The organism is Pseudomonas sp. NPDC086566 (assembly GCF_050280885.1).
GTDB lineage: Bacteria > Pseudomonadota > Gammaproteobacteria > Pseudomonadales > Pseudomonadaceae > Aquipseudomonas > Aquipseudomonas vlassakiae.
In genome coordinates this window covers 1-13,272 of record NZ_JBNNWD010000016.1, presented here as the reverse complement: position 1 = coordinate 13,272, position 13,272 = coordinate 1, and the positions used below count along the sequence as shown (strand labels likewise).

Sequence of the window (13,272 nt, the reverse complement as noted above, 5' to 3'; positions counted from 1 at the left end):
GCAGCCCACGTGGCGCTTGATCTTACGAGCGCCAGCTCTCTTTCGCCACCCCGAGCGCCCCTAGACCACCTCTTCGTACGGCAAACCCACATAGTTCTCGGCGATGTTCACCAGCCCCGCCGGCGATGTCAGGAAATACTCGCGATCAGCCTCCTGCATCTTCTGGTCCCAGGCATCCTTATGCTCGCCAAAGTCATGCAGCAACTGGGTCATGAACCAGCTGAAACGCTCGCCCTTCCACACCCGGCGCAGGGCCAGCGGCGAGTATTGCTCCAGCAAGTCGGTGCGCCCCTCGCGGTACACCTTGACCAGGATCCGGTACAGGTAATTGACGTCGGACGCCGCCAGGTTCAAGCCCTTGGCGCCAGTCGGCGGGACAATGTGCGCGGCATCGCCGACCAGGAACAGACGGCCGTACTGCATCGGTTCGACCACCAGGCTACGCAGTGGCGCGATACTCTTTTCCAGCGCAGGCCCGATGACCAGTTGCTGTGCAACGTCTTCGGGCAGGCGCGCCTTGAGCTCGTTCCAGAAGCGCTCGTCGGACCAGTCTTCCACCCGCTCGTCCAGAGGCACCTGCAGGTAGTAGCGGCTGCGGGTCTGCGAGCGCTGGCTGCACAGCGAAAAACCTCGTTGGTGGTGGGCGTAGATCAGTTCATGGTTGACCGGTGGGGTATCGGACAGCATGCCCAACCAGCCGAACGGATAGACCCGCTCGTACTCCTTGAGTACGCCTGCGGGGATGCTCTTGCGCGAGACGCCGTGAAAACCATCGCAACCGGCGATGTAGTCGCACTCCAGGCGGTGGGCCTTGCCGTCCTTCTCAAAAGTCACGTAGGGCCGTTCGCCCTTGAGTTCGTGCGGCTGCACGTTGCTGGCTGAATAGATGATCGGCGCGCCGCTGGCGTCTCGCGCCTGCATCAGGTCGCGGGTGACTTCGGTCTGGCCATAGACCATCACGGTCTTGCCGCCGGTCAGGCCCTTGAGGTCCAGGCGCTGACGACGGCCCGCGACCAGCAACTCGACGCCCTCGTGCACGAGGCCCTCACGGTCCATGCGTTCAGCTACGTCGGCTTCGCGCAGCAGGTCTACAGTGCCTTGTTCAAGCACCCCGGCGCGAATGCGGCCGAGGACGTATTCAGGGGTCTGGCGTTCGAGGATGACGGTGTCGATGCCCGCCTTGTGCAGCAACTGGCCGAGCAGCAGGCCGGAAGGGCCGGCCCCGATGATTGCAACCTGAGTGTTCATTGTTTTTATCTCGTTAGAGGGGGTGCCCTTGCATTTTTAATGGCAATAATCGCCAAATAAGTGTGCTATCCAATGCAAAAAATGCACTTTTAAAAAAACCGTTCGATTAACGGACAAGCGATCAAGCGATGAAATCCACCCTCCCCGGCGTGCCGCTGTTTCAGTTGTATGGCGAAAACCAGCACTGGCCCGGTACCGACCTGCTGCACTGCGAGTCGATTCCGGCCCGCAGCCGCTTGCACCACTGGGAAATCAAGCCGCACCAGCACGCCGAACTGTTCCAGTTGCTGTATGTGCAGCGCGGCGAGGCTCAGGTAGAAATCGAGGGCGTGCGCAGCGCCATCCTCGAAGCGGCGATCCAGGTGGTACCGCCGCTGACCGTGCATGGCTTTCGCTTCAGCGCCGATATCCAGGGCCATGTGCTGACCTTTGGCACCGCGCTGGTGGCCGACCTCGAACAGCGTCTGGGCGCACCACTGGGGGTACTGGCGAAAGCGGCGTGCTACCCGTTGGGCAAGGACCGCATCCAGCTGCGCGGCCTGATCGAAACGCTGCAAGAGGAATACCAGGGCAATGCCACTGCCCGTGCGGCCATGCTCGACGCGCTGGTGACCGCGCTGATGGTGTGGATCAGCCGCCGCCAGCAACTGGGCCAGGCCCCACGCAACCGGGATGAGCGTGACCGGCAGTTGTTGGGGCAGTACCTGCGCCTGGTGGAAGCGCATTACCGCGAACACCTGTCGGTAGAGGAATTCGCCGCACGCTTGAACATCTCCAGCCTGCAACTCAACCAATTGTGCCGGGCGCTGAGCGGGCAGACCGCGTTGCAGGTCATCCATCAACGCCTGTTGCTCGAGGCACGGCGCAACCTCATCTATACGCGCATGAGCATCGGCCAGCTTTCGGACAGCCTGGGCTTCAGCGACCCAACCTACTTCGCCCGCTTCTTCAAGCGCCTGAGCGGGCAGACGCCCAATGGTTACCGGCGTGCGGTACAGCCCGACTGATCTGCTTGACGTATACGTCAACCTGCCCTCAGGATACTGCCATACCCCACGCCGAGCCCAAGCATGAGCAGCCAGACCTACAGCATCTCCGACCTCTCCCGCGAACTGGACATCACCACCCGCGCCATCCGCTTCTACGAGGAACAAGGCCTGCTGAGCCCCGAGCGGCGTGGCCTGGAGCGCATCTATTCGGCCCGCGACAAGGTCAGCCTGAAGCTTATCCTGCGTGGCAAGCGCATCGGCTTCTCGCTGGCCGAATGCCGGGAGCTGATCGAGCTGTACGACCCCAGCAGCGGCAACCTCAAGCAGCTCCACAGCATGCTGGCGAAGATCGCCGAGCGTCGCGCCCAGCTCGAACAGCAGATGCTCGACATCCACCAGATGCAACTGGAACTGGACACCGCCCAGGAGCGCTGCGAACAAGCCCTGGCCGCCACCCTGAACAACAACGACAAACGCTGACAGGAACCCCACCATGCCCATGCCCGCAACAGTCCGCCTGGTCGAAGTCGGCCCCCGCGACGGCCTGCAGAACGAAGCCCAGCCCATCAGCGTCGCCGACAAGGTACGCCTGGTCGACGACCTGACCGACGCCGGGCTGAGCTATATCGAGGTCGGCAGCTTCGTTTCGCCCAAATGGGTGCCACAGATGGCAGGCTCTGCCGACGTGTTCGCCGGCATTCAGCAGCGCGCCGGTGTTACCTATGCCGCGCTGGCGCCGAACCTGCGCGGTTTCGAGGACGCCCTGGCAGCCGGGGTGAAGGAAGTGGCCGTGTTCGCCGCAGCTTCCGAGGCGTTCTCCCAGCGCAACATCAACTGCTCGATCAGCGAAAGCCTGCAGCGCTTCGAACCGATCATCGAAGCCGCGCGCAGCCACGGCGTGCGGGTGCGCGGTTACGTGTCCTGTGTGCTGGGCTGCCCTTATGAAGGCAAGGTCAGTGCCGAGCAGGTAGCCCCGGTCGCCAGGGCCCTGCACGACATGGGCTGCTACGAGGTATCGCTGGGTGACACCATCGGCACCGGCACGGCAGGTGACACCCGTCGGCTGTTCGAGGTGGTCTCGGCCGTGGTGCCCCGCACGCAAATGGCCGGCCACTTCCATGACACCTACGGCCAGGCCCTGGCCAACGTGTATGCCAGCCTGCTCGAAGGCATCAGCGTGTTCGACAGCTCGGTGGCCGGGCTGGGGGGCTGCCCTTATGCCAAGGGCGCTACCGGCAATATCGCCACCGAGGATGTGCTGTACCTGCTGCAGGGGCTGGGCATCGAGACCGGTATCGACCTCGACCGCCTGATCGCCGCCGGGCAGCGCATCAGCGCGGTGCTCGGCAGGGCCAATGGTTCGCGGGTGGCACGAGCGCGCAGCGCAGCATGAGCATCATGCAGGTGTCACATGAGTGTGGGTGAGTGTTACCTCCCCCACAGGTTCCAGCAAAAAATCGGGTAACAGGGAAACAAATCGACAGATTGTCAGGCTGCCCGATTTCGCCAAATTCAACTAACTCTTTGATTTTAAAGGATTTGCAAAAGTTGGCACGGCACCTGCTATAGCTTTGGTACAACAACAAGAAAAACGCGATAACCAATAAAAACAACATGTAACGGCTCTGACATAACAAGAACAACACGGCAGAGGCGCAGCAAGCAGATTTTTTTGGAGTCGACAGGCTTTTCAGGGGTTCGCCCCGCGGACTGACACAGAACAATAAAACTACCTCAAGGTAGCGGCAGTCAGCTTCGGATCCACCGGATGAAAGCAGGTCAGCGCTCAAAAAAATACGTTTGCTCTTGATCCCGGATGGGGGTCGCACGCGACACCAAGGCTAGCCTACAAAAACAACAAAAGGCCGGCCTCAATAATAAGAAAAGAGCAAGCAACAACGCTTTGAGGGGAGCTTCGGCTCCCCTCAGTGCTTCCTGCCCTCCTCCTCTTTCTGCTTCTCCTCGTCCTGCCCCTCGACCTTCTCCACCAGCAGCGGCATCGTGCCCAATACCAACAGCGCCAGCACCGTGCTGATCAGCGCCGTGGCCTCTCGCCCCATGCCTGCAGCAGTACCGATTGCCGCCGTCATCCAAAGCCCCGCAGCGGTAGTCAGGCCTTTCACGTGGCTGGGGTCCTGGCCGTTACCCTTGAGGATGGTGCCCGCACCGAGAAAGCCGATGCCGGCAACGATACCCTGGATCACCCGGCTCAGCGCCTGCCCATCGGCCCCCGCCATGCTGGGCGCGAGCACGAACAGCGCCGCGCCCAGGGAAACCAGCATGTGCGTACGCACCCCGGCGGACTTGCCTTTGTGTTCGCGCTCGAAGCCCAGCACGGCGCCAAGCAGTGCCGCCATCAGCAGCCGCACAAGGATCTGAATCACTTCGCGAACATCGGTGATATCGGCGAACTCGGCTTGAATGGCTTGCCAGATCAGCTCCATGGATGCCCTACCGGGTTGAAAATATGCTCCGCCTTTGCCCGCGAAGAGGCCGGCAAAGGCGCCTAACAAAGTTGACCCCTGCACGCACCGCAAAGTGCCCACCCGGCACTCCGATGCAGCATCCAGCCGCCGCCTGCGGTCACAAGCTGTAACCGCCACCGGAGGACCACACCATGCCCATCGAAGTCGACGCAAGCACCCAACGCTGCACCCTGATTGGCGACAAGCTGCGCATCGAAGGCAAAGGGCCCGAAATCGAGATCGTCACCGACGAACAACTGCGCATGTCCGTGGCCATTCTCGCCGGCGAGCGCTTCCCGATCACCGAAGCCGAAGCCGACGCGCTGACCGTGGCAGGTGCGGTAGATAGCCGCAGGCACCTCAAGGCCAGCACCCCAGGTTCTGTAATCTAAGGCGTCGGACACACTTCGCAGCAATCTGATATGGTTTTTATTGCCTGACCTGAGCCTGTGCTGAAAACAGTTCGGGGGCCATAGTGCTCGTGCCTGATCGAGGCCGTAAGAGCACCGACGCCATGACCGAACGTATCCCAGCCATTCAGATTGCCGCCACGGGCATCCACACCCGCAGTTTCACCGGCCTGTACCGCACGCTGCGCATTGCCTTCGCTGGCGCGCTGTTCGTGCTGTTCTTTGGCACCGCCTGGCTCGACTGGAACGGTCGCCAGGCCGTGCTATGGGACTTGGCCGAGAGCAAGTTCCACATCTTCGGCGCCACCTTCTGGCCGCAGGATTTCATCCTCCTTTCGGCCCTGTTGATCATCTGTGCCTTCGGCCTGTTCGCCATCACGGTCTACGCCGGCCGGGTGTGGTGCGGTTACAGCTGCCCACAAAGCATCTGGACCTGGCTATTCATGTGGTGCGAAAAGGTTACCGAAGGCGACCGCAACCAGCGCATCAAGCTGGCCGCCGCGCCGTGGAGCCTGGACAAACTGGCCCGGCGCACGCTCAAGCACAGCCTGTGGCTGGCCATCGGCGTGCTCACCGGGCTGACCTTCGTCGGTTACTTCACCCCGATCCGCCCCCTGGCCCATGAACTGCTCACCCTGCAACTGGGCGGCGTGGCGCTGTTCTGGGTGCTGTTCTTCACGGCGGCCACCTATATCAATGCCGGCTGGCTGCGCGAGGCGGTGTGCCTGCACATGTGCCCTTATGCACGCTTCCAGAGTGTGATGTTCGACCAGGACACCCTGGCCGTGGCCTACGACCCGCGTCGCGGCGAATCCCGTGGCCCACGCAAGAAAGGCAGCGATCCCCGTGCCCAGGGGCTGGGTAATTGCATCGATTGCACCTTGTGCGTGCAGGTGTGCCCCACGGGCATCGATATCCGCGATGGCCTGCAGATGGCCTGCATCGGTTGCGCCGCTTGTATCGATGCCTGCGACAACGTGATGGACAAGATGGGTTACAGCCGCGGCCTGATCGGTTACAAGTCCGAACATAGCCTGCAAGGCGGCACCACCTGCTGGCTGCGCCCACGGTTGTTGGGTTACGCCGCGGCCCTGCTGCTGATGGTCGGCGCCCTGGTTGCGGCCCTGCAGATGCGCCCGATGGTGTCGCTGGACGTGATCAAGGACCGCGGCCTGTTCCGCGAAAACGCCCGAGGCCAGATCGAGAACATCTACCTGCTCAAGGTCATCAACAAGACCGCGCAACCGCAGCGCTACCACCTGCGCCTGCTCGATGCCGAGGGTTTCGAACTGCATGGCACCACCGAACTCAGTATCCCGGCCGGGGAAATGAGCGAGATGCCGGTGTCGGTAGCCCTGCTGGCCGAGCGGCCGACCAGCAGTTCACAGGCACTGGCTTTCGAAATCCGCGACAGCGACCAGCCCGCCGTGCGCAGCGTGGCTCACAGCCGCTTCGTGGCACCACTGAACCGCTGATCCCTTACACTAACACTTCACCTTGCCTGCCGAGCCCCCATGAAACGCTACGAACGCTTCGCCGACGACATTGCCGAACTGATCCGCTCCGGGGTGCTCGGCCCAGGCCAGCGCGTACCTTCGGTGCGCTACGCCAGCCAGACCCACGGCGTCAGCCCGTCCACCGTGTTCCAGGCCTACTACCTGCTCGAGCGCCGTGGGCTGATCCGCGCACGGCCGCGCTCGGGCTACTTCGTCAATGCCCACGCCCCGCGCCAGTTCAGTGAACCCCAGGCGCTGGAGCCTGTCAGCGAATCGACCGAGGTCGATGTCAGCGGCCTGGTGTTCTCCATCCTCGACTCGATCAAGGATCCCGCCACCGTACCGTTCGGCTCGGCCTTCCCCAGCCCCGAGCTGTTCCCGCTGCAGCGCCTGTCACGCTCGCTGGCCAGTGCCAGCCGGGCCATGGACCCACGCATGGTGGTCACCGACCTGTCGCCGGGCAACCCGCAACTGCGCCGCCAGATTGCCTTGCGCTACATGGTCGGCGGGCTGATGCTGCCGATGGAAGAACTGCTGATCACCAATGGCGCGCTCGAAGCCTTGAACCTGTGCCTGCAGGCGGTCACCGAGCCCGGCGACCTGGTGGCGATCGAGGCGCCGGCCTTCTATGCCTGCCTGCAAGTGCTGGAGCGGCTCAAGCTCAAGGCCGTTGAAATCCCGGTGCACCCGCGCGAGGGCATGGACCTGGCGGTGCTGGCCCAGACCCTCGACAAGCACCCGGTCAAAGCGGTGTGGTGCATGACCAATTTCCAGAACCCGGTCGGCGCAAGCATGCCCGAAGCGAAGAAGCAGGCGCTGGTCGAGTTGCTGAGCCGCCACCAGGTGCCGCTGATCGAAGACGATGTCTACGCCGAGCTGTATTACTCGCAGCAAGCCCCCAAACCGGCCAAAGCCTTCGACAGCCAAGGCCTGGTGATGCATTGCGGCTCGTTCAGCAAAAGCCTGGCGCCGGGTTATCGCATCGGCTGGGTCGCGGCCGGGCGCTTCGCACAGAAGATCGAGCGGCTGAAGCTGATGACCTCGTTGTGCGCCTCGATGCCGACCCAGGCGGCCATCGCCGATTACCTGCAGCACGGCGGCTACGACCGTCACCTGCGCAAGTTGCGCTACGCCCTTGAGGGTCAGCAGGCCAACATGCTGGCAGCGATCGCCCGTCATTTCCCGGCGCAGACCCGCGTCAGCCAGCCTTCCGGCGGCTATTTCCTGTGGCTTGAGCTGCCCGAGCAGATGGATGCGCTGAAACTGTTCCACATGGCCCTGGCCCAAGGCATCAGCATCGCACCGGGGCCGATCTTTTCGCCTACCCGGCGCTTTGGCAACTGCATACGCCTGAACTACGGTTCGCCCTGGAACGAGGCCGCCGAACGGGCCATGGAAACCCTGGGGCGTATCATCCGCTCGTTCTGAAGGAAGGCGTGAAAAACTGCGGCTATAGTTGGGCGACCCACACGCTGGATCGCCACGATGATGCCTGACGACTCGACGCCTTCCACACTGCAACTGCAGGCACGTATCGACCAGGCCCAGGCCAACAGCAGGCTGCTGGGCGAGCTGGTCGACCATAGTCAGGCCAACGTGTTCGCGGCTGATCGCAACTTCCGTCTGCTGGCGATCAACCGCACCGCGCAAGAGACCTTCAAGCGCCTGCGCGGCTTCGTACCAAAGGTGGGCGACTATATCCCACAGTTCATTGCCAACCAGCCCGACATCGTCAAATGGCTGGAGCCGGTATGGCCGCGCGTGCTGGCCGGCGAGGCGTTCACCGACACCATCGCCCTGGGCCCGCCCGACGCCCTGCGCCACTACGAAATCAGCTACAACACCCTGCGCGACGCCGAGCAGCAAATCCAGGGTGGTTACCTGTTCGCCTACGACATCAGCGCGCGTGTCGCTGAACAGGAGCGCGTGCGCAAGATCGAAGAAGCCCTGCGCCAATCGCAGAAAATGGAAGCCGTGGGCCAGCTGACTGGCGGCATTGCCCATGACTTCAACAACCTGCTCGGTGGCATCCTCGGTGCCCTGGAAATGGCCGAGCAACGCCAGGCTGAACAACGCTACCAGGACTCCACCCGGCTACTGGGCCTCGCCCGGCAAAACGCTCAACGGGCGGCCTCGCTGGTTCAGCGTCTGCTGGCGTTTTCGCGCCAGCAGACGCTGGTGCCGCAGGCGGTAGACGTGCAGCAGCTGGTGGCAGGCATGCATGAGCTGATCGCCAGCTCGCTTGATCCGCGCATCACCTTCATTGACCAGACCCTGGGCAACCAGTGGCGGGTGCGCATCGACCCGCACCAGCTGGAAAACGCATTGCTCAATCTGTGCATCAATGCCCGCGATGCCATGCCTCAGGGGGGCACGCTGCGCATTGCCAGTGAAAACACCTGGCTCGATGACCTGCAGGCACGCGCGTTGGACCTGCCCAGCGGTGCCTACCTGCATCTGAGTGTCTGCGACACCGGCGTTGGCATGTCCGCCGACGTCCTGCAAAGGGCGTTCGAGCCCTTCTTCACCACCAAACCACTGGGCCACGGTTCCGGCCTTGGCTTGTCGATCGTGTATGGTTTCGTGCGCCAGTCCGGCGGACAGTTGCGCATTGCCAGCGAACCGGAACAAGGCGCCTGCATCCACCTCTACCTGCCCCGTGCCGGCGGCGACGATACCGGACAACCCAGCGCGCAGCCACAAGCGCCAGAGCAGCAGGCTCACGCGACGCCCCGTGTAGTACTGCTGGTGGAGGACCAGGACACCCTGCGCCTGCTGATCAGCGAGATGCTCGAAGAACAGGGTCATGACGTCCACGCCTGCAGCGACGGCCGCCGCGCACTGGAAACCCTGGAAAAAGGCGTGCGTCCTGACCTGCTGATCACCGATATCGGCTTGCCGGGCGGTATCGATGGCTACCAGGTCGCGGCGGCCTGCCAGCAACTGCCTGGCGCCGTCGACGTCCTGTACATCACCGGCTATGCCAGCAATCGGGTCGATATCAGCCCCGACAAGCATTGCGCGGTCATGTACAAACCGTTCGCGCTGGCCACCCTCAACCAGCAAGTCGAGCAATTGCTGAAAAACCGGGGGGTGCCCCCTTAGGCCGCTATGCGGCCGCCTTGCGGGCAGGTAAAGTCTGGTCACTCATTTGTGCCGGACGTCGCCATGCCCCAACGCGAGCTGCTCGCACTGCGTCAGGAAATCGAAACCCTGCGCCAACGCAACGCACAGCTGGAAGCACAGCTGCTGCAGCACCACGAACATCAGGATGCAAGCATCTATCGTTTCCTGTTCGACACCATGGATGAAGGGTTCTGCGTCATCGAATTCTTCGACGGCCCCCATGGCCCGCTCAGCGACTATGTGCATGTCCTCGCCAACGCCGCCTACACCAAGCATGCCGGCATTCCCAACGTAGTCGGGCAGAAGCTGCGCGAGATGGTGCCCGACGAGGCGGACGACTGGGTCGCCCGCTACGGTGCGGTATTGCGCACGGGCGAGCCGCTGCAGTTCGAGCAGGAGCTGGTCGCCACCGGCCGTGTGCTGTCGGTGATCACCTTTCGTGTGGAGCCTGCCGAACGCCGCCAGGTCGCAGTGCTGTTCACCGATGTCACCGAGCGGCGCAAGGCCGAGGTGGCCCTGCAGCGGCTGAATGCCGAACTCGAACAGCGGGTCAGCGCAGCCTTGGCCGAACGCCGCCGGTTTGCCGAACTGGTCGAGAACAGTCTGCTCAATGTGCATGTGGTCGATACCCAGCTGCGCTGGCTGGCTGTCAACCGCCAGGCCAAACATGACTTCCACGCCTTGTATGGCCACACCCCCGAAGTCGGCGAATACCTGCCAGCGGTGCTGGCCAGCCACCCGGCGGACCATGACCTGATCATGCCGATGTGGCGCCGGGCGCTTGCGGGGGAGCGGTTCACCGAGATCGGCAGGTTCGGGCCACGCCACTATGAGCTGCGTTTCAACGCCCTGCGCGAGCATGACGGCAGCGTGCAAGGCGCTTATCTGTTTGCCTACGACATCACTGACCGGGTTGAAGAACAGCGGCGCCTGGCCGAGGCCGAGCAGGCGCTGCGCCAGGCGCAGAAAATGGAGGCCGTCGGCCAACTCAGCGGTGGCATCGCCCATGACTTCAATAACCTGCTGGGCGGCATCATCAATGCCCAGGAGCTGATGCAGCAGCGCCTGGGCCAGCAGCGTTACGCCGAGCTTGAGCCATTGCTGGCGCTGTCCAGCGGCTCGGCGCAAAAAGCGTCGGCCCTGGTACACCGGTTGCTGGCCTTCTCCCGCCAGCAGACCTTGCAACCGCGTTCGACCGACGTCGCGGCGCTGGTGCATGGCATGGAAGAACTGGTTCGCCGCACCATAGGCCCATCCATTACCTTGCACAGCCGCTTCCTGGCTCGGCCATGGCCGACCTTCATCGACCCGCCACAACTGGAAAGCGCCCTGCTCAACCTGTGCATCAATGCACGCGACGCCATGCCGGGCGGCGGCACCATCGACATCCAGGGTGACAATCTCACGCTCGACGACGAGCAGGCCCGTGCGCTGGAACTGGCCGCCGGGGACTACGTAAGGCTCAGTGTTGCCGACACCGGCTGCGGCATGACCGCAACCGTAGCGGCGCGCGCAATCGACCCGTTCTTTTCGACCAAACCCATGGGCCATGGGACGGGCCTGGGGCTGTCGATGACCTATGGTTTCGTGCGCCAGTCGGGTGGCCAGCTACGCCTGATTTCCTCGCCTGGCCAGGGCACACGGGTCGATCTGTACCTGCCACGTCACCCTGACCAGCCTGTTGCTGCGGCCCGGCCGGCAGAGCGCAAGACGCTGGCCAGCAGCGACTCGGGTGGGCAACGCATCGTCCTGGTGGAAGACCAGGCGGCGCTGCGGCTGGTGGTCGGCGAAGTGCTGGAAGAACTGGGCTACCAGGTCGAAGCCTTCGCCAATGGCACGGCCGCGCTGGCGCATATGCAGCAGTGCGCGCAACCCGACCTGTTGCTGAGTGATATCGGCCTGCCCGACGGCCCCAATGGCCGCCAGGTGGCGGAGCGTTGCCGGCAACTGTATCCGGACCTCAAGGTGCTGTTCATTACCGGCTACGACGCGAGCGCGGCACTCAGCGATGGCCAGTTGCTGCAGGGCACCAGCGTGCTGACCAAACCCTTCGAGCTTGAAGCGCTGGCCGAACGGGTCCGTCAGTTGCTGGCGGGTGAGCTGCCCTGACGGGGCAGCGTTCAGCGCCCGCCGCCGAGGTCGATGAAGCTGCCGGTGGAGTACGAGGCCTTCTCCGACAGCAGCCAGAGGATCGCCTCGGCCACTTCTTCAGGGCGGCCGCCGCGGCCCATGGGCAGGCCAGGTTCGAGCTTGGTCACGCGGTCTGGGTCACCGGACAGGGCATGGAAACCGGTATGGATGTAGCCCGGTCGTACACCGTTGACCCGCACGCCCTCGCCCGCCACTTCCTTGGCCAGGCCGATGGTGAAAGTATCCAGCGCGCCTTTGGAGGCGGCGTAGTCGACGTACTCGTTGGGTGAGCCCAGGCGCGCCGCGACCGAGGACACATTGACGATCGCCCCGCCAGCCCCCCCGTGGCGGCGGGCCATGCGCAGCAGCGCGTGCTTGGCACAGAGCATGGGGCCGACGACGTTGGTCTTCATCACCTTCAGCAGGCGAAACTCGGACATGGCCTCGACACGGCTTTGCTGGCCGATGGTGCCCGCGTTGTTGACCAGGGCGGTCACCGGGCCGAGTTCCTGGTCGACGCGGTGGAACAACTGGATCACCTCGTCTTCGACACTGGCGTCGGCGCGCACGGTGATGGCCTCGGCGCCAAGGGCGCGGACCTGTGCGAGGATGCCCTCGGCGGCCTGGTCGTCGGCGTGGTAGTTGATGCAGATGCGATAGCCCTCACGGGCGGCCTGCAGGGCGGTGGCGGCACCGATGCCACGGCTGGCACCGGTGATGACGATGACTTTCTCCATGGGACTGCCGATCGCTAGGAAAGAAGAGCTCGACAATAGGGGAAAAGGCATCACATTGGAATGACCCGCCTCAACCCAGCCATGGATACGCTCTTGCTCTTGCTCTTGCTCTTGCTCTTGCTCTTGCTTTGGCTTCTAAGCGCGCGGTAGTCCAGGCGACGCAGAGTGCGACTTCAGGAGGCCGAACGCAGGCGTCTGGAGGGCCAGGGTGCGTAGCACCCCTTCGGCGTAGCCGAAGGCGCGAGATGTAGACTTGCGCAGCAAGTCGTAGGCCGCGCGGGCCCGGAAGGCGCCGGAGTGAGGGGACCCCGGAGCGTAGCGTAGGGGCCGGATGATGGGAGCCGGGGTTTTTGGTTACTTTTTGCCCAGTCAAAAAGTGACCCGCCGTAAGGGCGGAAAGGTGACTATGCGTCGCCATCGCCAATAAATACAGTCGTCTAAATCAAAACCATTGCGTTTGTGCTTTTAGCTTTTAGCTTTTTGGGAAGTGGGCTTTCAATCCGATCAACATTCATTCGCCATGGTGGCGCTGAATCAGCTTTTCGCCTTTACGGCGACCTACTTTTTGACTGGGCAAAAAGTAGGCAAAAACCCCCGCTCCCATCATCCGGCCCCTACGCTTCGCTCCGGGGTCCCCTCACTCCGGCGCCTTCCGGGCCCGCGCGGCCTAC

Annotated in this window: 11 protein-coding genes; 8 read left to right on the top strand and 3 right to left on the bottom strand. The window is 63.3% G+C overall.

Going from position 1 to position 13,272, the window contains the following annotated elements; translation table 11 throughout:
* Positions 1–60: 60 nt before the first annotated feature.
* Positions 61–1,248 (bottom strand): 4-hydroxybenzoate 3-monooxygenase, encoded by a 1,188-nt coding sequence (gene pobA, locus ACQKPS_RS25820; RefSeq protein ID WP_427606057.1) that lies wholly within the window; start codon positions 1,246–1,248, stop codon positions 61–63.
* Between the two features lie 128 nt (positions 1,249–1,376).
* On the opposite strand from pobA, the gene ACQKPS_RS25815 reads away from it, so the two are divergent.
* The 3 genes from ACQKPS_RS25815 to ACQKPS_RS25805 all read left to right on the top strand — a co-directional run bounded on the left by ACQKPS_RS25815 (position 1,377) and on the right by ACQKPS_RS25805 (position 3,630).
* Complete coding sequence (locus ACQKPS_RS25815; protein ID WP_427606055.1) at positions 1,377–2,255, top strand: helix-turn-helix domain-containing protein; 879 nt, start codon at positions 1,377–1,379, stop codon at positions 2,253–2,255.
* A gap of 63 nt (positions 2,256–2,318) precedes the next feature.
* Positions 2,319–2,717, top strand: coding sequence for a MerR family transcriptional regulator (locus ACQKPS_RS25810; RefSeq protein ID WP_060513138.1), 399 nt, complete (start codon positions 2,319–2,321; stop codon positions 2,715–2,717).
* A gap of 13 nt (positions 2,718–2,730) precedes the next feature.
* On the top strand, positions 2,731–3,630 hold the full coding sequence (locus ACQKPS_RS25805; protein ID WP_427606053.1) for a hydroxymethylglutaryl-CoA lyase: 900 nt from the start codon (positions 2,731–2,733) through the stop codon (positions 3,628–3,630).
* A 532-nt stretch (positions 3,631–4,162) separates the two neighbouring features.
* On the opposite strand, the gene ACQKPS_RS25800 is transcribed toward ACQKPS_RS25805, so the two are convergent.
* On the bottom strand, positions 4,163–4,681 hold the full coding sequence (locus tag ACQKPS_RS25800) for an MgtC/SapB family protein (protein ID WP_254485088.1): 519 nt from the start codon (positions 4,679–4,681) through the stop codon (positions 4,163–4,165).
* Between the two features lie 173 nt (positions 4,682–4,854).
* Between ACQKPS_RS25800 and ACQKPS_RS25795 the strand changes: the two genes are divergently transcribed.
* The 5 genes from ACQKPS_RS25795 to ACQKPS_RS25775 all read left to right on the top strand — a co-directional run bounded on the left by ACQKPS_RS25795 (position 4,855) and on the right by ACQKPS_RS25775 (position 11,843).
* Entirely contained in the window at positions 4,855–5,094 is a 240-nt protein-coding gene (locus ACQKPS_RS25795) for a DUF3203 family protein (protein ID WP_254485087.1), read from the top strand.
* Positions 5,095–5,216: 122 nt separating this feature from the next.
* Positions 5,217–6,587: a cytochrome c oxidase accessory protein CcoG gene (ccoG, locus tag ACQKPS_RS25790; protein ID WP_427606050.1), complete on the top strand. Its 1,371-nt coding sequence runs from the start codon at positions 5,217–5,219 to the stop codon at positions 6,585–6,587.
* Between the two features lie 39 nt (positions 6,588–6,626).
* Positions 6,627–8,036: a GntR family transcriptional regulator MpaR gene (gene mapR, locus ACQKPS_RS25785; RefSeq protein ID WP_427606048.1), complete on the top strand. Its 1,410-nt coding sequence runs from the start codon at positions 6,627–6,629 to the stop codon at positions 8,034–8,036.
* 60 nt (positions 8,037–8,096) lie between these two features.
* A complete protein-coding gene (locus ACQKPS_RS25780) occupies positions 8,097–9,713 on the top strand; it encodes an ATP-binding protein (RefSeq protein WP_427606136.1) in 1,617 nt (538 codons plus the stop codon).
* Positions 9,714–9,776: 63 nt separating this feature from the next.
* The gene (locus ACQKPS_RS25775; RefSeq protein ID WP_427606046.1) at positions 9,777–11,843 is read left to right on the top strand and encodes a PAS domain-containing protein; all 2,067 of its coding nucleotides are present in this window, start codon (positions 9,777–9,779) and stop codon (positions 11,841–11,843) included.
* Positions 11,844–11,854: 11 nt separating this feature from the next.
* Here the strand turns inward: ACQKPS_RS25775 and ACQKPS_RS25770 are convergent, their stop codons facing one another.
* Positions 11,855–12,601: an SDR family oxidoreductase gene (locus tag ACQKPS_RS25770; RefSeq protein ID WP_254485083.1), complete on the bottom strand. Its 747-nt coding sequence runs from the start codon at positions 12,599–12,601 to the stop codon at positions 11,855–11,857.
* Positions 12,602–13,272 lie beyond the last annotated feature (671 nt).

Coding starts and splice junctions, on each gene's coding strand:
- pobA (WP_427606057.1), bottom strand. CDS start 1,248: ATGAACACTCAGGTTGCAATCATCGGGGCCGGCCCTTCCGGCCTGCTG.
- ACQKPS_RS25815 (WP_427606055.1), top strand. CDS start 1,377: ATGAAATCCACCCTCCCCGGCGTGCCGCTGTTTCAGTTGTATGGCGAA.
- ACQKPS_RS25810 (WP_060513138.1), top strand. CDS start 2,319: ATGAGCAGCCAGACCTACAGCATCTCCGACCTCTCCCGCGAACTGGAC.
- ACQKPS_RS25805 (WP_427606053.1), top strand. CDS start 2,731: ATGCCCATGCCCGCAACAGTCCGCCTGGTCGAAGTCGGCCCCCGCGAC.
- ACQKPS_RS25800 (WP_254485088.1), bottom strand. CDS start 4,681: ATGGAGCTGATCTGGCAAGCCATTCAAGCCGAGTTCGCCGATATCACC.
- ACQKPS_RS25795 (WP_254485087.1), top strand. CDS start 4,855: ATGCCCATCGAAGTCGACGCAAGCACCCAACGCTGCACCCTGATTGGC.
- ccoG (WP_427606050.1), top strand. CDS start 5,217: ATGACCGAACGTATCCCAGCCATTCAGATTGCCGCCACGGGCATCCAC.
- mapR (WP_427606048.1), top strand. CDS start 6,627: ATGAAACGCTACGAACGCTTCGCCGACGACATTGCCGAACTGATCCGC.
- ACQKPS_RS25780 (WP_427606136.1), top strand. CDS start 8,097: ATGCCTGACGACTCGACGCCTTCCACACTGCAACTGCAGGCACGTATC.
- ACQKPS_RS25775 (WP_427606046.1), top strand. CDS start 9,777: ATGCCCCAACGCGAGCTGCTCGCACTGCGTCAGGAAATCGAAACCCTG.
- ACQKPS_RS25770 (WP_254485083.1), bottom strand. CDS start 12,601: ATGGAGAAAGTCATCGTCATCACCGGTGCCAGCCGTGGCATCGGTGCC.